Below are 19,281 nucleotides of genomic sequence, written 5' to 3' on the forward strand. Positions count from 1 at the left end.
GCCATGTGCCTATTTCGTTGCGTGACCTGCTGGCCGATCGGATCCTGATCGCGGACGGCGCGATGGGGACGATGCTCCAGGCCGCCGATCTCACCCTTGACGACTTCGACGGCCTCGAAGGCTGCAACGAGATCCTCAACGTGACCCGGCCGGACGTGGTCCGAGGCGTGCACGACGCCTATCTGGCCGCCGGCGCGGACTGCGTGGAGACCAACACGTTCGGCGCGAACCTGCCCAACCTCGCCGAGTACGGCATCCCCGGCCGCATCCGGGAGCTGTCCGAGGCGGGCGCGCGGATCGCGCGGGAGGCCGCCGACGAGTACGCGACGCCGGAGCACCCCCGGTTCGTGCTCGGCTCGATGGGCCCGGGCACCAAGCTGCCCACGCTCGGGCACGCGACCTACGCCTCGCTGCGCGACGCGTACCAGGAGAACGCCGCCGGCCTGATCGCCGGCGGGGCGGACGCGCTGATCATCGAGACCTGCCAGGACCTGCTCCAGGTCAAGGCGGCGGTGGTCGGGTCGAAGCGGGCCCGCGCCGACGCGGGCCGGGACGTGCCGATCATCTGTCAGGTGGCGGTGGAGACCACCGGCACGATGCTGCTGGGCAGCGAGATCGGCGCGGCGCTGACCGCGATCGAGCCGCTCGGCGTCGACCTGATCGGGCTCAACTGCTCGACCGGCCCGGCGGAGATGGGCGAGCACCTGCGCTACCTGGCGCAGCACTCGCGTATCCCGATCTCGGTGATGCCGAACGCGGGCCTGCCGGTGCTCACCGCCGACGGGGCGTACTTCCCGCTCAGCCCGGACGAGCTGGCCGACGCCCTGGAGCAGTTCGTCACCGACTACGGCGTGGGCCTGATCGGCGGCTGCTGCGGCACCACCCCGGAGCACATCCGGGTGCTGGTGGAGCGCCTCGGCGGGCGGGCGCCGGTGGCGCGGGAGCCGAAGCCGGAGGCCGGGGTCTCCTCGATCTACCACCACGTGCCGTTCGCCCAGGACGCCAGCATCCTGATGGTGGGGGAGCGGACCAACGCCAACGGCTCGAAGGCGTTCCGCGAGTCCATGCTCGCCGGGGACTGGCAGGCCTGCGTGGAGGTCGCCCGCAGCCAGGCCCGGGACGGCTCGCACCTGCTCGACCTCTGCGTCGACTACGTGGGCCGCGACGGCACGCAGGACATGCGGGAGCTGGCCGGCCGGTTCGCCACCGCGTCGACGCTGCCGATCGTGCTGGACTCCACCGAACCGGCGGTGATCGAGGCCGGCCTGGAGATGCTCGGCGGCCGGTGCGTGGTCAACTCGGTCAACTTCGAGGACGGCGACGGCCCCGACTCCCGCTACGCGCGGGTCATGCCGGTGGTCAAGGAGCACGGCGCCGCCGTCGTGGCGCTGCTCATCGACGAGGAGGGCCAGGCCCGCACCCGCGAATGGAAGGTACGGGTGGCCTCCCGGCTGATCGACGACCTGACCGGCCGGTGGGGGATGCGCCGGGAGGACATCCTCATCGACGCGCTGACGTTCCCGATCGCCACCGGGCAGGAGGAGACCCGCCGCGACGGCATCGAGACGATCGAGGCGATCCGGGAGATCGCGGCCCGCTACCCGGGCGTCAACTTCACCGCCGGCATCTCCAACGTGTCGTTCGGCCTCAACCCGGCGGCCCGGCAGGTGCTCAACTCGGTGTTCCTGCACGAGTGCGCGCAGGCCGGGCTGACCTCGGCGATCGTGCACGCCAGCAAGATCCTGCCGATGTCGCGGATCCCGGACGAGCAGCGCGAGGTGGCGCTCGACCTGGTGTACGACCGGCGCCGCGAGGGCTACGACCCGGTGCAGCGGTTCATCGAGGCGTTCGAGGGCGTGGACGCGGCGTCGGCGCGCGCCACCCGGGCCGAGGAACTGGCCGCGCTGCCGCTGGACGAGCGGCTCAAGCGGCGGATCATCGACGGTGAGCGCAACGGCCTGGAGGCCGACCTGGACACGGCGATGGCGCAGGGGCGTACGCCGCTGTCCATCATCAACGACCTGCTGCTGGACGGCATGAAGGTGGTCGGCGAGCTGTTCGGCTCCGGCCAGATGCAGTTGCCGTTCGTGCTCCAGTCCGCCGAGGTGATGAAGACCGCGGTGGCGTACCTGGAGCCGCACATGGAGAAGACCGATGACGACGGCAAGGGCCGGATCGTGCTCGCCACGGTGAAGGGCGACGTGCACGACATCGGCAAGAACCTGGTCGACATCATCCTGTCCAACAACGGCTACGACGTGGTCAACATCGGCATCAAGCAGCCGATCAACGCGATCCTCGACGCGGCCGAGGAACACCGCGCCGACGCGATCGGCATGTCCGGCCTGCTGGTCAAGAGCACAGTCATCATGAAGGAGAACCTGGCCGAGATGGCCTCCCGCGGCGTGGCCGAGCGCTGGCCGGTGCTGCTCGGCGGTGCGGCGCTGACCCGCGCGTACGTGGAGGACGACCTGCGGTCGATCTACCCGGGTCAGGTGCACTACGCCCGCGACGCGTTCGAAGGGCTGTCCCTGATGGACCGCGTGATGGCGGCCAAGCGCGGCGGCGCGCCGGTGATCGACCCGGAGCGCGAGGCGGCGCTGGCGGCCCGCCGGGAGCGCCGCGAGCGGCAGCGCGCGCAGGTGCGCGAGGCCCTGCCCGAACTGGACGACGCCTCGGTCCGCTCCGACGTGGCGGTGGACGTTGCGGTGCCGAAGCCGCCGTTCTTCGGCACCCGCGTCGTCAAGGGCGTGCCGCTGGCCGACTACGCGGCGCTGCTGGACGAGCGGGCCACGTTCCTGGGCCAGTGGGGCCTGCGCGGCGCCCGTGGCGGGAAGGGACCGTCGTACGAGGAACTGGTCGAGACCGAGGGCCGGCCCCGGCTGCGGTACTGGCTGGACCGCCTGATCTCCGACCAGGTGCTGGAGGCGGCCGTGGTGTACGGCTACTTCCCGGCGTACTCCGAGGGCAACGACCTGGTGGTGTTGGACGAGAACGGGCACAGCGAGCGGGCCCGGTTCTCCTTCCCCCGGCAGCGGCAGGAGCGGCGGCTGTGCCTGGCCGACTTCTTCCGGCCCAAGGGCGACCAGCTCGACGTGGTGGCGTTGCAGCTGGTCACCGTCGGGCAGCCGATCAGCGAGTACACGGCGAAGATGTTCGCCGGCAACGAGTACCGCGACTACCTGGAGGTGCACGGCCTGTCGGTGCAGCTCACCGAGGCACTGGCCGAGTACTGGCACCGGCGGATCCGCGCCGAGCTGGTGCTGCCCGGCGGCGGCACAGTCGCCGACGAGGATCCGGCCGACCTGGCGGGTCTGCTGCGCACCGACTACCGGGGCTGCCGGTACGCGTTCGGCTACCCGGCCTGCCCGGACCTGGAGGACCGGGCGAAGATCGTGGAGCTGCTGGGGGCGGAGCGGATCGGGGTGCAGTTGTCGGAGGAGTTCCAGTTGGTGCCGGAGCAGGCCACCGACGCGATCGTGGTGCACCACCCGGAGGCGAACTACTTCAACGCCAAGTGACGCCGTCACCCTTCCTGAGCTGCGCAAACACTCTTTCGGCACCCGGCTAGGCCGTCGCCAGGCCGTCGGGGTCGGTTGGGCCGTACCCGAAGGCGGCGTCGATCGCTCGGCGGGTACGGTCCTCGCTGGTCGGCAGCAGGTGGGTGTAGACCCGCAGCGTGAAGCCCGGGTCGGCGTGGCCGAGGTACAGGGACAGGGCCTTGATGTTCTCGCCCGCGTCCAGCAGGACCGAGGCGTACGTGTGGCGCAGGACGTGCATGCCGTTCTGCCGGGTGTCCTCGATGCCGGCTGCCCGGATAGCCGGCTTCCACACGTTGGCGTTGAAGGATGGCCGGCTGATCGGGTCGCCGTTGGCTGTGCTCAGGTAGACCGTGACGGTCCGGAGTTCGCCGTCAGGGGTGCCCCACGGCAGGGTCACCGGCACGGGGTCGACCTGCTCGGCGTGCTCACGAAGGCGTGTCGCGACGGCGTCGGGTAGCGGGACCTCGCGCAGTTTGCCGCCCTTGGGCGGGGCGAACACCAGCGTTCCGCGCACGATCTTGATCTGGCGGACGACGTGGAGCAGCCGGCGGGAGGTGTCGACGTCGTCCGGGCTGACGGCGAAGATCTCGCCCTGCCGGAGTCCGCAACCGGCACCCAGGTCGACGGCTACCCGATAGCGCTCCCGCATCACCGAACGGAACGAGGCGAGGCGTTCCGTCGACCAGGGGACGACCTTGGCCGGGACGTACCGGGGAGCACGGACGGTCTTGAGCGCGCAGGGGTTGCTGATGACCTTTCGGTCGTCAACGGCCGCGTTCAGGATCATCGACACATCGTTGAAGAGGTTGCGGCGGTAGCTGGCCGCCATGCCCGAGTCTTGGAGCTGCTTGGCCCAGGCCCTGATCGTGTTCGGTTGGACGGCCGAGAGGGGCCGGTCGCCGAAGACCGGGTAGACGTGCAGGCGGAACTGTCGCTCCAGCCGTTCACGAGTCGACTCGTCGCAGGAGGCGGCGCTCAGCCACTCGTCGGCGTACTTGCGGAACGTCACCCGACCGGCGTCCGGGTCGACATAAGTGCCCTTGAGGATGTCGGCCTGGACCTGGGCCAGGAACGCTGAGGCATCCCGCTTACGCTTGTCCGGGAAGGACTCCGAACGCTCCCGACCGTCCGGGCCGATGTAGCGCACCCGGTACCGCATTCCCTTACCGTGGGTCGCCTTCGGCGTCTGCACCTGCCGCCCGTCAACGATGACGGTCTTGTACCAACGATCCTCGATGTGAGCCATGGTCGGTTCCTCCGGTCAGGCAGCGGTCTGCTGGACGAACCAGGCCCGGACGGCGTCCGGGTCGTAGCGGAGGTGTCGGCCGACGCGGGCGGCCGGTGGTCCGGTGCGGCGCTTGCGCCAGGTGTAGAGGGTCTGGACGGGAACGCCGAGATACGCAGAGACGTCGTCGACGGTCCAGAGCTTCGGCGGGCGGGCGGTGGTCATGTCGTCTCCTACAGTCGAGGGGTCAGGCGGCAGCCGGCGCAGCGTCGGCCGGGGTGATGGCGCTGAGTTCGTGGGCGAGTTCTTCGCGGCCGGTGGTTCGTCGCTCGCGAGCCATGGCGGCGGCGGTGTTGGCGAGCAGCGCGTCACCCGAGGTGTGCCAGCCGACTCCGGCGAAGGTGAGAGTGCCGACGATGAGCGGGGTGTCCTCGTCGACCTGGTCGACGGGTGGGCCGCTGGCGGCGGGGTGTTCGTGGTCCTGGTGCTCGTGGCGCCGGAACTGCGCGCGGGTGTCGCGCAGGAGCCGGAAGGTGACGGAGTAGCGGCGGGCTTTGGTGAGGAAGTGGCCGCCGTAGCCGAGCATGTGCGCCCACCGCCGCAGCCGGCTGTACGGGTTGCCGCTGGGCAGTTTCGACGGTTCGGCGTCAAGGGCTCCTTGACGATCAGCAACGCAGACGGGGCAGGCGGCGTATCGAGTGTGGGTGCCGCAGTCGGGGCACTCCCAACGCGGGACGAAGCCGGTGCGTGGACGGGGGTCCCGGGGCCGCTCAGACAGCGGGACGGGGGTGCCGGTGGGTCGCCCGATACGCCAGCAGGCGTCGATGAGGCGGGCGGTGTGGTCGCCGTCGGGGTCGGCGTAGTCGCCGATCGAATCAGCGGTCAGGCGGGTGGAGGTGTGCCCGGTGGCCTCGGTGCTCTTGGTGGCGTACTTGGCAAGGTATCCGGCGACGAGGCTGTCCGTGAGCTCCCCGGTTCCGTCGGTGGCGATGGGTTCCAAGTCGAGCTGCTCGCCCCAGGCAATCCGCCAGCCCTCGGGCCGGTCCGGGTGGGCCGGGGTGTTGAAGGTGACCTGCCGGGCGGCGTGCTGGAGCGCGTCGACGAGGTCGCCGACGGTGAACCCGGCCGGCGGCGGGACGATGGCGTCGGGGTCCTGGCCGTCCACGCCGTCGAGGCGGGCGATGGCGTGGAAGTGCACTGCTCCGCGTGCTTGAAGTTCGGCGACCTTGCCGGGCGAGAGCCGGATCGGGGCGACCGTGCGGGTGTTGCCGGAGGCGGTGCGGATCTCGACGCGGGGGATGCCGCGGCGGTGAGCGAGTTGCGCGAGGTGGCGTTCCGCGGCTTGTTTGGTGCGGTGCCACAGTTTGCCGGAGAAGATGTTCCAGACGACCTGGTGGCCGTGGTCGTAGCAGTCCAGGCACAGCGGCCGGCCGATGACGGTGTCGCCCTGCTCGTGGCGGGCCCAGCAGACCGCCGGGCGGCCGTGGACGCAGAGGCCAGTGTCGCGGCGGGCGTGGCAGGGCTCGGCACGGCAGTCGCAGCGGCGGCGGTTGCCGCAGGTGTGCCGCTTGACCACCCGAGCGTGGACCGTGCCGAACGACGGCGCGGTGAAGGTCGCGAACACCGCCGGATGCCCAGCGACGCTGTCGGGGACGCCTTTGCCGCCGATGAGCCCAGCGCGCAGGAGTTGGAAGGCGTCGCGCTGGTAGGTCTGTGCGCAGGCGGGGCAGACTCTGGACCGGCGGTTGCCGCACGCCTTGTAGATGGCGGCGTCGGGCATGGCGTCGGTGTGCCGGGAGTCGAGGATTCGGCCGGTGGCGGGTTCGACGGTGTAGAGGCTGCCGGCGAGCCGGATGGGGCGGGTGCAGCCGGCGGCGGCGCGGACGTGTTCGATCCAGCCGAAGTAGTCGGGCTGCTGCGCGCGTTGGAAGGCGGAGCCGGCGGCGGTGTAGCCGTAGACGGTGGCGGTGGTGTCGGCGTTCGAGCCCACCCCCCGGGCCGAAGCACGGGGGGTGAGGTCCAGCGTCGAGGCCATCAGGCGGACACCTCGTCGAGGTGCCGAGTGGTGATGGTGTGTTGAGTGACGATGATCCGGCAGGCTCCGCACTGGCGGTCGGCCGGTTCGTGCCGGTAGCAGGGGATGACGGCGGTGGTGTCGCCGCAGCGGATGGTGATCGGGTTGCGGCAGGGTCCGCCGGGGATGACGTCGACGATGGTGCGTCGGGTGTCGTAGATGTGCGGCACGGTGTAGGCCGGGCAGGTGTGGGTGACGTACTCGATGTCGACGACGTAGATGGTCATCGGGCACCACCGGCTACGGGGGTGCCGTTCACGGCCGTGCTGTGGCCGTTGATCGAGTGCAGCAGTTCCCGGGCAATCGCCGGGGTGACGGTGAGCAGGGCGGCGAGTTCGTCGGCGGTGATGGGTCGGCCGTTGGTCTGCTCGTGCTGGCGGATGGCGAAGCGGGCGGTGGGCACCAGGTGCGCGGGGACCTCCGGCCGGGCGGCCGGGATCGGGGTGAGCGCGGGTGCCTCGATGGAAGCCGGCGCGGCGGCCGGCGGGGTGTCGACGACGGCGGTGGCGTCGGCGGCCGGCGCGGTGGTGTCCGGCGTGACAGCCGGCCGTTCGGTGATGTCCTTGTTGGTGGTCGCCAGGTTGCGGGCGGCGGTGAGCAGGGCGGCGGCTTCGGCTTCGATGGCGGCGAAGTCGGGTCGGATGCGTCCGGCGACGAGTTCGACGCCGATGACGAGGACGACGACCAGGGCGAAGACCAGGCGCAGGCCGAGGCTGCCGGGGGAGGCGAAGTTGATGGTTGCCGACAGCAGCGCGGCGCAGGCGAACACGACGAGTGCGCCGCGTTTGGCGTCTTTGGCGATGCCGGAGGTGCGGACGACGGTCAGCATCGACACCATCGCGGCGTCGAAGATGAGGGGGACGAGGTAGGCGAAGTAGCCGGCGTTCTGGGTCCACAGGTAGTGGGCTTGGTGGAGGTAGCTGGTCAGCAGCGCACCGAGCAGAACGAAGCGGTTGTACCTCTTGATGGAGCCGATCGCCTTGAGCATGGCGGGTACGGCGTTGCGGGCGTACTCGGCGGCAAATTCCTGGGTGAAGGTGCTCGGGTCAGTGCTCGACATGGGGAGTCACCTCCGGTGCCGGGATGCTGTCGAGGGGGATGAGGTCGACCACGCCGGAGCAGTGGGCGCACATGATCGGGGCCAGGCCCTGGGCGGCGAGCTGCTGCCGGAAGCAGGGCAGGCAGGTGAAGTCGGCGGGGAACAGTCCGTCGCCTTCGCAGAGGACGCAGGTCCCGAGGCAGACGGGGCAGGGCTTGTAGACCGGGCCGAGGATGTCGTGGATGCCGGCAGGGCTGCTGCCCTCGATGCACCACAGGCACGGGTCGGAAAGGTGAAAGGTCACGACGGGTTCCCTTCGTGGCAGGTGAGGCAGCAGCCGTAGCGGCGGGGGATGTAGTAGGGCTGCACGACGCCGCAGTGGCGGCAGGTGCGACGGGCACGAAGCGCCTTGGCGATGGCCTCGCGCTGGGCCGGGGTAGCGGTGCGCTTGGGCGCGGCCAGGTCCAGGCGGTAGAGGTAGGCGACCCGACGCTGTTTGCGGTGCCGCCAGTAGATCTGCGCGATCGGGTCCTGCCCGTTGGGGCGAAGGCCGGCGGCGCGGAGCTGCCGCACGGTGGCCAGCCCGTCCGGGGCGGCGTGGTAGGGGAAGGTGGGGAACCCGTAGCGGGTGCCGTCCGGGTCGTAGAACTCGACCCGGATGCCGGTGCGCTCGGTGAGCGTGTCCAGCTCAGGAGAGCGGAGGTCGGTCACTGCTTCTCACCGCCCCATCGCTGTTGGGCGGCTTGCTTGGAGATGCCGAGCCGGGTTCCGATCTCGGACCAGGAGTAGCCGAACGCGCGAAGGCCGACGACGGCCTCCCCGATGGCCTCGTCGATGTTGGTCGACAAGGCGACCAGGTCGCGGAGCGCTTCGACGTCGCCAGCGGCGACGCGGCGACCGTGAGCGCGGATGATGCGCCGGGCGAACGCGGCGAAGGCGTCGTTCTCGACGACCTCGCGGCGCTTCTGACGGGGGATGCGCGTCAAGGACGCCTTGACGGTGAACATCAGCGCTCGCCTCCCTGGTTGTAGAGGCGGTCCCAGCGGTCGGCGGCGGCGTTGAGGGCGTTGATGACGTCGGCGGCCGTGCGGCTGGGACGGTCGTTCCAGCCGAACAGATCAGTGGATGAGTCCAGGAACAGGAAGTCGACGAGCGTCCACACGGCGGCGCGGTAGTCGCCGCGTTCCGGGAGGTCTGCGAGGAACGGCAGGTCGATGGCCTTGCCGTAGGCGGCCATGCCGATAGCGCCGGAGACGCAAGCGCGGGGGGTGAGGGCGTCGAAGACGACGGTGTAATAGTCGCCCTGGGTCCAGCCGTGCCGGCGCAGGTAGAGGGCAGCCATCCGCAGCAGGTCGGCCGGGGTGACCTCAACGTCGGTGGGTGGTTTTTGGGTAGCCTTCATGGCAGCCACGTCCTTTCGGGGCTGTTGGTGGAGGTCGGCAGGACCAGCTCTGCTGCCAGGCGAAGTCCTGGTCCTGTCGGCCGTTTCAGGTGGTGCGCAGCCGCAGGTAGCGGCGGTGCCGGGTGTCGTCGCCGCCCATGCGGGTCGGCGCGGAGGCGTAGACGAGTCGGCCGCTGGCCGAGGCGACGCGGAGCATCGCGGCGATGTCCTCAGGACTGCCGACGATCCACAGTTCGGTGTACTGCGCGGCGCGCTGGTTGTTGGCACGCGCGTAGGTGCGCTCGCGGGTGGTCATGCCGCCATCTCCCATCCGGTCGGGTTGACCGCCGGGACGGACTTGCCGGCGGGGCGGCGGGTCCAGGCGGCGTAGTCGGCGATGTTGTAGATGTCGGTGTCGGTGAGGTAGGCGGCCTTGATGCGGCGGGGTACGCCGCCTTCGGCCAGGAGGTAGGCCGCGCCCTGGTTGGTGGGGGCGATGTCGGAGGCGGTGTAGCCCTGCTCGGCCCAGCCCTGGCCGAGGATGATGTTGGAGCTGTTCAGCGAGGTGCACCGGAACGCGGCCCGGTAGCCGAACAGGTCCCGCAGGCTGGCGGGGATGATGTCCCACGACGGTCGCTGGGTCGCGGCGACCACGGGCATGCCGCAGGCGCGGCCGAGGGAGACGAGGCCCCGCAGGAGGGTGGAGAACTCTTCCTGCTGGGCTTTGGTGCCCAGGACGGTGGAGAACATGGCGAGTTCGTCGATGACGGTGAGGATGACCGACATGCCGTCGCCGGGGGCGAGTTTGCGGCGCCGGTTGGCGAGCAGCCAGGTGTAGCGGTTGGTGGCCACGACCAGGAGGCGGCGCAGCACGTCGATGCCCTGGTCGATGTCGGGGCCGATGAACGCGTCGGCCAGGTCGCGCCAGGGGCCGAGTTCGACAAGTTTGGCGTCGAAGAGCACCAGGCGGGTGTTGTCGCACAGGACGCCGTGGCCGCAGATGTTGTTGACCAGGCCGGACTTGCCGCCTCCGGGCTCACCGGCGGCGAGCAGGTTGTGGTAGACGACGTCGAGGTAGACGGGCTGGCCGAACTCGTCGATCCCGATGAACACCGGGTCGAACATCGACAGGCCAGCACCCACCGGCACCGCAGCAGCGGGAGCGGGGGTCGTGGTGGTCATGAGATTGCCCTCCCGGGGCGTTGTGGACGCGGGAAGCCACACGAGCGAGCCGGTGAGGCTCCCCGCGTCGAGGTGGGTTGGGTGTCAGATCCAGTCGGAGGTGTCGTCGTCCGGCAGGGACGACGCGGAGGAAGCCGCGGGCTTGCTGCCGTTGGCGGTCGTGGCCGGCGGCTTCTTGCCGGCGGCCTTGCCCTGGGTCGGAAGGGTGATCGTCGGGGCGTCGACGTCCGGCAGGTCCAGGGCGGTGGGCACCGTCAGCGGCGACGCCGACACGGGCGCGTTGCGGTCGATGGCGTCGACCAGCGGGGAGCCCACTCGGGCGTTGAGCACCTCACGGCGCTTGATGTCGAACCGCAGGTACGCGGCGTTGCTCTCCCCGGCCCGCTCGATGAGCACGGTGGAGGCGTGGCAGGTCACGGCGATCTTGTCGAGCCGCGATTCCAGGTCCTTGGCCGACAGGCCCGGGCGCAGGTACACCCAGACCCGCTCACCGACCGGCGTGGGACGAGCCCACAGGATCAGCGGCAGCGAGCCGGACTGGTTGGCGATGATGAACTGCGCGAAGCACACACGAAGCCGGTGGCGCACCACGAGGCACCATCCCCACGCCTTGACCTGACGGCGGACCGGGCCGATGGCGGACGGAACGCCGACGACCAGGGCGACCACGATCAGGGTCACCACGGTCGGGGTGTGGTTGGCCAACTGCACCCAACCGGTCAGCAGCAGACCGGCGAGCAGGGTTTCCGGGGTCCACCACCACAGCAGCCGGATCACCGGCCAGATCCGCACGAGCAGCCACACGAGGCCGCCGGTCGGAACGCCGATCAGGGCACCGACGAACAGGGCCACGATCGGGTGCCAGTAGGCGGCGGCCACCACGGCCGACAGGACGCCGACGATGACGGCGGTGAGGATGAACGCCATGCGGGCGTTACGCGCGGAGGAACGGTGAACCTTGGCCTCGATGACCGTCACCGTTCCGGTTGACTTGCCGCCGAAGCGGCGGGGGCTAGACTTGGACACGACGAGTCCTCCCAATGCCAGTTGGGTCGGATGAGTGGCGGCACCGGGGTCGGCAGACGTAGGAGTCAGTACCGACCCCGGGCCATTTCCTTGGGGTTGTCACCACTGCCAGGTGGCGACCGGACCGGGAATGTAGGAGTCAGGAACACTCCCGGAACCGTCTTCGAGATGAGTTCAGCGGACCATCAGGCCGCTTGCGCGGTGGCCACGGACACCAGTGGCACACACAGCACGACGTGCGAAGTGACCTACTTGGCCGCAGAACCGTTCTTCGGCTTCAGGGACACCGCCCGGAACGCGACGCCGTTACGCCCGTTGGTCGCCCACGGAATGGCCTCCAACTGCTCGACCGCCAGGAAGTCGCCCACCTTCACGTTCGGCTTCTCACCCGCCGTGGTGATGGTGATGACCTCCCCGCCCGTCTCGTCGAGCACAAAGACCTGGGTGGACCACATCAGCCGGCCCGTGTTCTTCTCGGACTTCTGGTTGCCGTTCTGGTCGTTCTTCGGCTCCGGGTCCTTCGACGCCGTCACCTGCTTGCTCGTGGTGTCCACGTACAGCTTCACAACAGACCTCCTGTGTCTTCGGGCCAGAGAATGAGCGCGTCCCCGGTGGACATTTGCTCTTGGCCTCTGCCGACAACACTCGCGGAAAAGCCCGGACAGGCCACCCGACGACGTGGACGACTAGGGACGTCTTTGCTACCTTGAATGCGTCCTATCCGTCCCGCTTGGAGGGTCAGATGTCAAACAACCGTCTGCGTGACGCCATACTCCGCAACGGCATGACGCCCACAGTGATCGCCGAGAAGATCGGGGTTGATCCGAAGACGGTGGAGCGGTGGATCACGCAGGACCGGACGCCTTACCCACGTCATCGGCACGCAATCGCCGCTCTCGTCCGCGAGGATGAGTCGTACCTGTGGCCGAACGCGGTGACTTCGGAAGCCGCATCGCGGATCGGGCAGAGCGAGATGATCCAGCTCTACTCTCGGCGCTCATCCGTGCCGTACGACCTCTGGCGCCGGCTGATCGAGCGCGCACAGAAGCGGATCGACGTCTTGGCCTACGCCGGCTTGTTCCTGGTGGAGCAGGACCCCATGCTTGTCGACACCCTGCGTCAGAAGGCGGATGACGGCGTCGAGGTCACGATTCTGCTCGGTGACCCGACCAGCGGCGCTATCGAGCGCAAGAGCATCGAGGAAGGGACGCCCGGTGTCATGGCGGCAAAGATTCGCCAGGTGCAGCAGTACTACAACCGGCTGGCTGGCGTGCCCGGGGCCAAGGTGCTCTACCACGACACCACCCTGTACAACTCGATCTACCGATTCGACGACGAGATGTTGGTGAACATGCACGTGCTCGGGTTCCCGGCACCACACGCCCCCGTGATGCACCTGCGCAGGATCAACGGCGGGGATCTGTTCCGCACCTACTCCGACAGCTTCGACCGGGTCCTGTCAGCCTCCTGGTCCCTCAAGGCTGACGAGGTGGCAGCCTAGGGGCATGACGAGGACCGAGCACTACCACGACCAGAACGCGCCGAAGGCCAACGCCATCGTCGTGGCGGTGTCCGTCTTCGTGCGAGACGACCGTGACCGGCTGCTGCTCATCCAGCGCACCGACAACGGGCTTTGGTCACTACCGAGTGGCGGCCAGGAAATTGGCGAGTCGGTCGCGCAGACGGCCGTCCGGGAGACCCGCGAGGAAACCGGCATCCACGTCGAGGTGGTCGGCCTGGTCGGTGTCTACTCCGACCCCGGCCACGTGATCGAGTACTCGGACGGCGAGGTACGGCAGCAGTTCTCACTGTGCTTCCGTGCCGTACCAGTTGGCGGCGAGCTGACCCCGAGCGACGAGTCGAGCGACGTCCGATGGATCGAACGCAACGAGCTGGGGACGCTGGACATCCACCCGTCGACCCTGCTCCGCATCCAGCACGGGTACGAGGAGCGCGGCGAACCCTACATCGGCTGACGAACCCGGCCGGGCAGACGGCGCTCGGTGCGTTGGACGGCAGCAACCATCTCCGGTTCAGCACGAATGATGAACCGGGTCACCAGGTGATCCGGCCCGTACCGGGACCGAATCTCGGCCAGCCGCTCCAATACTTCGAAGTCCTGCCCGTCCGGTCCGGTGGTCATGTCGGAGAAGCACAGCGCGTCGGTGACCGCCGTTTCCTCCCGCGGGAACTCAGCCGCCAGGACTTCACCGAGTCCACGCTCCTCAGCCTCAAGCCAGGCGCACGAGTGGTGCGCCACCAGGGCGGCAATCCTCCCGTCGAAGTGTTCACGCCGCAGCCACCGGCCACCGTCAAGTGCGTGAAAGCCCGTGTCGACAAGCTCGGGGTTGTAGCCGATGTCGTGCAGCCACGCGGACGCTACGAGGACGTCACGGTCTTCGACCGGCACCGCTTCACTGACGGTTCGCGCTTTGGCGGCGACCGCCTGGACGTGGTTCCACCGACGTGGCAGCGGACTCTCCAGCTTGAGCCGAGCGATTTCCCGGGCGGCATCAACGAGGGCGGCCATGCGGTCAGGTTACGGAGCCCGTGAGATCCGCGCCATCCCGTGACGGCTTGGCGACCGGGCCGGCCGGCTGCCGGCGATGATGTGCAAAGTTTCTGTACGTCTTCAAGGCGGCCCGAGACGGGCCGCAAGCGCCGCCGATTGGGCGTCATGACCGCCCGGCCGGGGGATGGCCGGGCGGTCATGCCCATTGCCCATCGGCTGGCGCGGAACAGCGGAAAGCCCGGGGCCGCCGCAGACGGTGAGGGCAGAGGGTGGTTGGTGTTTGTGGGCCGGCAGCCGGCCGGGCCGCGCCCCGAGCGGCGCGGCGCAGGGAAGCGCACGCCGGGTCCGCGCGGCGGGTCGCGGCGGCGAGCTGGTCGCGGTTACCGCGCCTCCGGCGGGGGCGCAACGACTCCGAGATGGCCGGGGGCCCGTGGGCGGGTCGCGGTTCGTGGGTGGTTGCGCAGGGCCATCCCGCCAGCCGTCGACCCGGGCGAGCCGAGCAGACCACCGCCCGGCCCGCCAGCGTCCGTACGTGCGTCAAGGTCCGCTTGACGTGGCGGACCGGGCGGCGGCCCGCTCCCCAGAGGGCGGGTCGGCGGCAGACGGGATGGCGGGTTCGGACTCTCCGTGACTAAGATGTCACTCTCCTCTCGATTGGGCGAAGGCATGGAGTCTAAAGACTGGTTCCTGCTGCTTCTTTCAATTCCGCTATCCGTATTGGCGAACGTGGCGACGCCTCACATCCAAAAGCTCCTTGCAGCTTTCAGTGATGACCGCAAGAAAAAGCAGGCCGCTAAAACTGAAGCGCTAGAGCGAATGTGGGAATGGTTTGCCGAAAATACGCAGGTGTATGCTCTTTACCTTCTTCGCTCCGGTATAGCTATAATACGAAATGTGATCGCCTTGATGTTTCTTGGCGCGCTCTTCTTATTCCTGCAAGCCTGGCATCCGTCAGGAGTGCTGGCCGACTATCGATCCGGAATGGCGCTCGCATGCTATGTGTATCTCGTGCTTCATGGGTCGCATGTGTTTCGGCATACGTATCGACTTCAATATGCGTGGTTTAAGGTCCGAGAAATAAACAAGTGGCCGGCCGATTTTTACTTTAATCCTATTGTGGACAACTTTCCGGGATCGGATAAAGTTAACGGCGATTCAAACAAGCGAGTACCTGCTTCGAGGAGTCGAAAGCGCAACAAGTCGGATTCATCTTGAATCGCGTCCGACTCTGCTGAGAAAAATTCTTGCTGCTCGGATGTCAGGCAGCGAGCTGGGGCAAGTCGGTCCACTGGGGGCAGCTCAATCAGTCAGGTCCGGGTCTGCTATTGCCACTCTGAGTTCCCGGTGAAGGACTGTCATAGCGTCCTTGAGCTCCAGAATGGCAAGGTTGTCCTCGTGGAGGTAGGGATGATGCTCTGGACCAATCCCATCGGGACTCTCTCGCAGCACAAAACCCACCGCGTTCTCTGCTCGATCAAAGGCTAACCAGGCAGAAGACAGTGATTCAGGTGCTAAGAGCCGTGCTTGGGCGGCCAGCTGCTCCGGATGAGCCAGTCCTTCTCGACGCCGAGAGGGTGTAACGCCATATGGGTCGGTGATTACATCCAAGCTCGACTCGCAGCGCTGGAGGTGATCCGCCATATCCACGTAGAGTGTGACGCGGCGCTGTCGTAGCTGCTCCACTTTTTGCCGATCCCACCGTAGCGTGTCCATGTCTCGCTCACGCTCCCAGCGTTCATTCTCCCGGTCCCGCTCACGCTCCCAGCGCTCATCCTCGCGTGCCCGTTCACGTTGCCAACGCTCCACTTCACGACGCTTACTTGAGCTGAGCGTTAGCACTGTCGTCACGATCGAGCCGGCCACAACAAGGCCACTCAAGAGGAAGGACACCCATACGGGCGCACTCGATGCCATGCCAACATTGTGTCAACCGCAGGTCACAACGGCAGGGCAGGCTTGCGCACATTGGCACCCGGACTGCGTGGGCCAGGTGGAGGAAGTTCACCCCGTCGTTTGGCGAGCTCGTAGATGCTCTGGACGGTGCCTCCGACCAAACCCATGCGAATCATGACGTACCGATCGAGCTCATAGACGCAGTTGGCGCAGACCCATCCGTAGACCGGCTTGTCCGTACGGCAACCTTCGCCGCACCGCTCGCACGGCCGCTTCGTTCGTCTTGGCGGTGCGGTGACCGTAGCCGGCTCGATGGCTTGCTCGGGCCGCCCGAGGGCTCTCCGCTCCCGTTGGCGTTGCCGCCTGGTCGATGCCATGTCGTCCCTTCTGGTCGTTGGTCGCATCCATGCTTGCAGATGGGAGCGACATCGTTGATGCGGAGTATGACCGAGCAAGGCAGGCCGTCCCCAGGCCGTGGGACGTCGACCAACGGTGCCAAACGGTGATGGTCAATGCCTGACGTTCGCGCAGCTCAAACGGGGGATGGGTGCCTTTTGCCCGGTTGGCCTGGCACCCGGCGACAGTTCAACGCCAAGTGATCGCCGTAGGCGCTCTGACCCGCGGCGGAACAACGCCGCCCTTACTCATGTGGTCGGTGTGCCGTCACGTGTCGTAGAGGCCGTCCCACGGCTCGTGGAACCCTAGGCGATCCGGATACAGCTCGACCCAGTCGACGTGGCTGCCGTCGCCCGCCCGGTCGCCGGACTCGTCGACCAGACCGAAGACGACGCCGTCCTGACGGGTCTGGAACAGTTGTACGGCGATGTCGCCGTACGACTTGCCGGGCAGGCTCGCGAGCAGCCCGTCGAGCGCCTCGCTCAGCGCGCCTCGATGCGGAACCCGCGTAATGGTCGAGTTCCGGTACGTCCCGTCGTGGTCGAACAGGTGCACGTACGCGTGGTGGTCCCACGCCGAGGCGAGGAACAGCCCTTCGTCGTAGCGGCCGATCGTGTCCGTCCGGTGGCCGGGCTCGTGCGCGATGGGAATCAGCCGGGGTACGGGCACCCGATCAAAGTAGCGTACGAGCGCGGGGCGCCCGCCGCGACGGCGGACGCCCCGAAGCGTCGACGTGCCGGTCAGCCGATCAGCGTGACCGAGTAGTCGTACGTCGTCCCGGTCACCGAGTACGTGGCGGTCTGCCCGTTCTCGCAGTACGACACGAAGCTGCTCGGGGTCCGCGTCGCGCCGGCCACCGCGTCGACCACCGGCCGGACGTCGGCGCCGACCGGCAGCGCCGTGGTGGTGAGATCGATCGTCCGCGACTGGTTGATCGGGTAGGTGTCGGTGTTCGCCGTCTCCAGGCCGTTGCTCGCCTGAACACTGAAGGACATCACGAAGGCGGCGTTGTTCACCACGGCGATGCGCTGAACGCAGGGTTCTGCCTGCGCGCTGGCCGCGGAGGCCCCAGCCAGTGCCGATGCACCGGCGGCGAGCGTCCCGGCGAGTGCGGCTCCGACGAGCCTGGCGCGGAAGGTCATGGTGTCACCTCTCGGTCGAACGTGGCGCCGGGCGCCGCCAGTCGGCGCCCGGCGTTTGGTCCATATTGGAGTTCCCGGTCGTTTTCGATCGAACCCTGCGAATCGAGAGTGTTTTGTGGCCCAGCCCACTCACCGGGAGCGGAGTGTCAGTCGATCCTCGCGCGCAGGCATCGCGTCAGGGAGGGGATCATCACCGCCGCCGCGAGCAGGTGCAGAGCGACCAGCGTGACGCTCGTCGTGGCGGCGGCCCCGACGAGGAACGGCGGCGCCAGCGACAGCGCGGTCAGCGCCACCGCCGTCCACACGAACCGCGACGCGGGACGCGCGCTGAACCGCAGCAGTACGGCGGCGATGACGACCCCGACGAGGGAGAAGAATCCGGTCACCACGGTGAAGCCGCCGAGCGGGATGGCCTCGTCACCGCCGTCCGGGATCGCGAAGTCGACGCCGGCGGCCCGCGCGAGCGCCGCGCCGAGCGTGGTTGCAGTCATCGCGACGAGTGTGGCGACGACGCCGGTGACGGCGAGCCGCCGGAAGCTGTGCGAACGGCGAGAGCCCACGCCGGTGTCGGTGCTGCTGATCATGTCGCTCCTCCAGAAGTCGGGGGTCAGGATCCGCACCGTCGCGGTACGGCGGCCGGGGTTGCGCAGCGCGCGTACTCCGGTCTCGCGCAGCCAGAAACCGGCGTCGCGGCGCAGGACCGGCCCGGGCGCGCCGTCGCGCAGCTCCAGCTGCACCCGTCCGTGCGTGACCACGCCGTACGCGTGCTGCCACTGGGCTGCGACCACCGCGACGCGCGCGCCGCCGGGCAGCGCGAGCGTCCGCACCGGCACTACGGGGTACGGTCGGCCGGCAGGCGCTCGGGCAGCCCGAGGCGCGGGAACTGGTCGGCATGGAACGTGACGATCTCGGTGATCGCCCCGCCGGTGACGCGCAGGGCGTCGACGGTGAGCGGCAGGTACGCGCCGTCGCTCTCCTGCCACAGGTAGAACGCGACGGCGGGCTGCCGGTTCACGGCGGTGGGCACGGCCCGCATGCTGCCCAGGCTCTCGAAGCCGTCCGCGACCCAGTCGGCGACCACCGCGTCCCGGCCGATCTGCAGCCCCGGGGTGGGGGGCATCGAGCAGCGCACGTCGTCGCGCAGCATGGCGGCGAGAGCGGCGACGTCCTTGGCGACGGCGGCGTCGGTGAAGCGGCGTACCAGCTCGCGGGTGCGGGTGTCCGCCTCGTCGCCGGTCCAGTCCTGCCGCTGCGCGGGCAGGTGTTCCCGCATGCCGGCGCGGGCGCGCTGCAACGCGCTGTTCACCGAGTTGACCGAGTCGCCGAGCAGCTCCGCGACGTCCTTGGCCGGCCAGCCGAGCACGTCACGCAGGATCAGCACGGCACGCGGGCGTGGCGCGAGGTGCTGCACCGCGACCAGGTACGCCAGCTCGATCGTCTCCCGCGCCACCGCGACGGCTTCCGGCTCGTCCGCGCCGGCCGCGGGCAGCTCGTCGAGCAGCCGGTCCGGGTAGGGCTGCAGCCACCGCACCTCGCCGCCGGTCGCCGGCTCGGGACGGCACTTGGCCAGCAGGTCCAGGCAGGCGTTCGTGGCGATGCGGTACAGCCAGGCCCGGAACGTGGAGCGGCCGGCGAACGTCTCGCGCCGCCGCCAGGCGCGCAGGAACGTCTCCTGGACGGTGTCCTCGGCGTCCTCGAACGATCCGAGCATCCGGTAGCAGTGCACGTGCAGCTCCCGCCGGTGCCGCTGCGCCAGCCCGGCGAACGCCGGCTCGTCGACCTCACCCAGATCGCGTACGCCCAGCTCCGCCCGCCGTGGCTCCGCACCCATCACGTCATCCTCCCGCCTCGTCGTGGTCTGTCGCAGGT

General features: G+C 68.8%; 23 protein-coding genes. 4 read left to right on the forward strand and 19 right to left on the reverse strand.

Going from position 1 to position 19,281, the window contains the following annotated elements:
- Nucleotides 1-5: 5 nt before the first annotated feature.
- Complete coding sequence (gene metH / locus KBX43_RS16225) at nt 6-3,521, forward strand: methionine synthase (RefSeq protein WP_210885190.1); 3,516 nt, start codon at nt 6-8, stop codon at nt 3,519-3,521.
- A gap of 46 nt (nt 3,522-3,567) precedes the next feature.
- On the opposite strand, the gene KBX43_RS16230 is transcribed toward metH, so the two are convergent.
- From KBX43_RS16230 to KBX43_RS16290, 13 genes are all read right to left on the reverse strand, one after another.
- Nucleotides 3,568-4,788, reverse strand: coding sequence for a site-specific integrase (locus tag KBX43_RS16230; protein ID WP_210885192.1), 1,221 nt, complete (start codon nt 4,786-4,788; stop codon nt 3,568-3,570).
- A 15-nt stretch (nt 4,789-4,803) separates the two neighbouring features.
- Complete coding sequence (locus KBX43_RS16235; RefSeq protein WP_210885194.1) at nt 4,804-4,992, reverse strand: helix-turn-helix domain-containing protein; 189 nt, start codon at nt 4,990-4,992, stop codon at nt 4,804-4,806.
- Between the two features lie 22 nt (nt 4,993-5,014).
- Nucleotides 5,015-6,802 (reverse strand): replication initiator, encoded by a 1,788-nt coding sequence (locus tag KBX43_RS16240; RefSeq protein ID WP_210885196.1) that lies wholly within the window; start codon nt 6,800-6,802, stop codon nt 5,015-5,017.
- Complete coding sequence (locus KBX43_RS16245; protein WP_210885198.1) at nt 6,802-7,068, reverse strand: hypothetical protein; 267 nt, start codon at nt 7,066-7,068, stop codon at nt 6,802-6,804. Before KBX43_RS16245 ends, KBX43_RS16240 begins: the two co-directional genes overlap by 1 nt.
- Nucleotides 7,065-7,901: a DUF2637 domain-containing protein gene (locus tag KBX43_RS16250; protein WP_210885206.1), complete on the reverse strand. Its 837-nt coding sequence runs from the start codon at nt 7,899-7,901 to the stop codon at nt 7,065-7,067. The genes KBX43_RS16245 and KBX43_RS16250 overlap by 4 nt, the downstream gene beginning before the upstream one ends.
- A complete protein-coding gene (locus KBX43_RS16255; protein ID WP_210885208.1) occupies nt 7,888-8,184 on the reverse strand; it encodes a hypothetical protein in 297 nt (98 codons plus the stop codon). Before KBX43_RS16255 ends, KBX43_RS16250 begins: the two co-directional genes overlap by 14 nt.
- Entirely contained in the window at nt 8,181-8,591 is a 411-nt protein-coding gene (locus KBX43_RS16260) for an RRQRL motif-containing zinc-binding protein (RefSeq protein WP_307851537.1), read from the reverse strand. Before KBX43_RS16260 ends, KBX43_RS16255 begins: the two co-directional genes overlap by 4 nt.
- Nucleotides 8,588-8,887, reverse strand: a complete 300-nt coding sequence (locus KBX43_RS16265; RefSeq protein WP_210885210.1) for a hypothetical protein — start codon at nt 8,885-8,887, stop codon at nt 8,588-8,590. Before KBX43_RS16265 ends, KBX43_RS16260 begins: the two co-directional genes overlap by 4 nt.
- Entirely contained in the window at nt 8,887-9,282 is a 396-nt protein-coding gene (locus tag KBX43_RS16270; RefSeq protein ID WP_210885212.1) for a hypothetical protein, read from the reverse strand. Before KBX43_RS16270 ends, KBX43_RS16265 begins: the two co-directional genes overlap by 1 nt.
- Nucleotides 9,283-9,367: 85 nt before the next feature.
- Complete coding sequence (locus KBX43_RS16275; RefSeq protein ID WP_210885214.1) at nt 9,368-9,577, reverse strand: hypothetical protein; 210 nt, start codon at nt 9,575-9,577, stop codon at nt 9,368-9,370.
- Nucleotides 9,574-10,443: an FtsK/SpoIIIE domain-containing protein gene (locus KBX43_RS16280; RefSeq protein ID WP_210885222.1), complete on the reverse strand. Its 870-nt coding sequence runs from the start codon at nt 10,441-10,443 to the stop codon at nt 9,574-9,576. Before KBX43_RS16280 ends, KBX43_RS16275 begins: the two co-directional genes overlap by 4 nt.
- 84 nt (nt 10,444-10,527) lie before the next feature.
- Nucleotides 10,528-11,421, reverse strand: coding sequence for a hypothetical protein (locus tag KBX43_RS16285; protein WP_210885341.1), 894 nt, complete (start codon nt 11,419-11,421; stop codon nt 10,528-10,530).
- Nucleotides 11,422-11,717: 296 nt separating this feature from the next.
- Nucleotides 11,718-12,035, reverse strand: a complete 318-nt coding sequence (locus KBX43_RS16290) for a hypothetical protein (RefSeq protein ID WP_151010791.1) — start codon at nt 12,033-12,035, stop codon at nt 11,718-11,720.
- Nucleotides 12,036-12,211: 176 nt separating this feature from the next.
- Here KBX43_RS16290 and KBX43_RS16295 point away from each other — a divergent pair, with 176 nt between their 5' ends.
- Both KBX43_RS16295 and KBX43_RS16300 read left to right on the forward strand, forming a co-directional pair.
- Nucleotides 12,212-12,970 carry an XRE family transcriptional regulator gene (locus tag KBX43_RS16295; protein ID WP_210885230.1) on the forward strand — a complete coding sequence of 253 codons (759 nt, stop codon included), beginning with the start codon at nt 12,212-12,214 and terminating at the stop codon, nt 12,968-12,970.
- 4 nt (nt 12,971-12,974) lie between these two features.
- Complete coding sequence (locus KBX43_RS16300; RefSeq protein WP_210885232.1) at nt 12,975-13,445, forward strand: NUDIX domain-containing protein; 471 nt, start codon at nt 12,975-12,977, stop codon at nt 13,443-13,445.
- Here KBX43_RS16300 and KBX43_RS16305 read toward each other — a convergent pair.
- A complete protein-coding gene (locus tag KBX43_RS16305; RefSeq protein WP_210885234.1) occupies nt 13,433-13,999 on the reverse strand; it encodes an HD domain-containing protein in 567 nt (188 codons plus the stop codon). The two genes, KBX43_RS16300 and KBX43_RS16305, sit on opposite strands and share 13 nt — an antisense overlap.
- A gap of 609 nt (nt 14,000-14,608) precedes the next feature.
- On the opposite strand from KBX43_RS16305, the gene KBX43_RS16310 reads away from it, so the two are divergent.
- On the forward strand, nt 14,609-15,196 hold the full coding sequence (locus KBX43_RS16310; RefSeq protein ID WP_210885236.1) for a hypothetical protein: 588 nt from the start codon (nt 14,609-14,611) through the stop codon (nt 15,194-15,196).
- Nucleotides 15,197-15,280: 84 nt separating this feature from the next.
- On the opposite strand, the gene KBX43_RS16315 is transcribed toward KBX43_RS16310, so the two are convergent.
- The 5 genes from KBX43_RS16315 to KBX43_RS16335 all read right to left on the reverse strand — a co-directional run bounded on the left by KBX43_RS16315 (nt 15,281) and on the right by KBX43_RS16335 (nt 19,246).
- Nucleotides 15,281-15,895, reverse strand: a complete 615-nt coding sequence (locus tag KBX43_RS16315; RefSeq protein ID WP_210885238.1) for a hypothetical protein — start codon at nt 15,893-15,895, stop codon at nt 15,281-15,283.
- 642 nt (nt 15,896-16,537) lie between these two features.
- Complete coding sequence (locus KBX43_RS16320) at nt 16,538-16,939, reverse strand: hypothetical protein (RefSeq protein ID WP_210885246.1); 402 nt, start codon at nt 16,937-16,939, stop codon at nt 16,538-16,540.
- 71 nt (nt 16,940-17,010) lie between these two features.
- Entirely contained in the window at nt 17,011-17,412 is a 402-nt protein-coding gene (locus KBX43_RS16325; protein ID WP_209961698.1) for a hypothetical protein, read from the reverse strand.
- Nucleotides 17,413-17,558: 146 nt separating this feature from the next.
- Nucleotides 17,559-18,239 (reverse strand): DUF6069 family protein, encoded by a 681-nt coding sequence (locus tag KBX43_RS16330; protein WP_307851540.1) that lies wholly within the window; start codon nt 18,237-18,239, stop codon nt 17,559-17,561.
- 5 nt (nt 18,240-18,244) lie between these two features.
- Nucleotides 18,245-19,246, reverse strand: coding sequence for an RNA polymerase subunit sigma-70 (locus KBX43_RS16335; protein ID WP_374226007.1), 1,002 nt, complete (start codon nt 19,244-19,246; stop codon nt 18,245-18,247).
- Nucleotides 19,247-19,281 lie beyond the last annotated feature (35 nt).

Source organism: Micromonospora sp. C41 (genome assembly GCF_018070485.1).
Lineage (GTDB): Bacteria > Actinomycetota > Actinomycetes > Mycobacteriales > Micromonosporaceae > Micromonospora > Micromonospora chalcea.

Bases quoted from the DNA above. Each gene is read 5' to 3' on its own strand.
- KBX43_RS16230 (WP_210885192.1), bottom strand. From the start codon at position 4,788: ATGGCTCACATCGAGGATCGTTGGTACAAGACCGTCATCGTTGACGGG.
- KBX43_RS16270 (WP_210885212.1), bottom strand. From the start codon at position 9,282: ATGAAGGCTACCCAAAAACCACCCACCGACGTTGAGGTCACCCCGGCC.
- KBX43_RS16275 (WP_210885214.1), bottom strand. From the start codon at position 9,577: ATGACCACCCGCGAGCGCACCTACGCGCGTGCCAACAACCAGCGCGCC.
- KBX43_RS16235 (WP_210885194.1), bottom strand. From the start codon at position 4,992: ATGACCACCGCCCGCCCGCCGAAGCTCTGGACCGTCGACGACGTCTCT.
- KBX43_RS16295 (WP_210885230.1), top strand. From the start codon at position 12,212: ATGTCAAACAACCGTCTGCGTGACGCCATACTCCGCAACGGCATGACG.
- KBX43_RS16300 (WP_210885232.1), top strand. From the start codon at position 12,975: ATGACGAGGACCGAGCACTACCACGACCAGAACGCGCCGAAGGCCAAC.
- KBX43_RS16245 (WP_210885198.1), bottom strand. From the start codon at position 7,068: ATGACCATCTACGTCGTCGACATCGAGTACGTCACCCACACCTGCCCG.
- KBX43_RS16305 (WP_210885234.1), bottom strand. From the start codon at position 13,999: ATGGCCGCCCTCGTTGATGCCGCCCGGGAAATCGCTCGGCTCAAGCTG.
- KBX43_RS16280 (WP_210885222.1), bottom strand. From the start codon at position 10,443: ATGACCACCACGACCCCCGCTCCCGCTGCTGCGGTGCCGGTGGGTGCT.
- KBX43_RS16315 (WP_210885238.1), bottom strand. From the start codon at position 15,895: ATGGCATCGAGTGCGCCCGTATGGGTGTCCTTCCTCTTGAGTGGCCTT.
- KBX43_RS16240 (WP_210885196.1), bottom strand. From the start codon at position 6,802: ATGGCCTCGACGCTGGACCTCACCCCCCGTGCTTCGGCCCGGGGGGTG.
- KBX43_RS16265 (WP_210885210.1), bottom strand. From the start codon at position 8,887: ATGTTCACCGTCAAGGCGTCCTTGACGCGCATCCCCCGTCAGAAGCGC.
- KBX43_RS16250 (WP_210885206.1), bottom strand. From the start codon at position 7,901: ATGTCGAGCACTGACCCGAGCACCTTCACCCAGGAATTTGCCGCCGAG.
- KBX43_RS16325 (WP_209961698.1), bottom strand. From the start codon at position 17,412: ATGACCTTCCGCGCCAGGCTCGTCGGAGCCGCACTCGCCGGGACGCTC.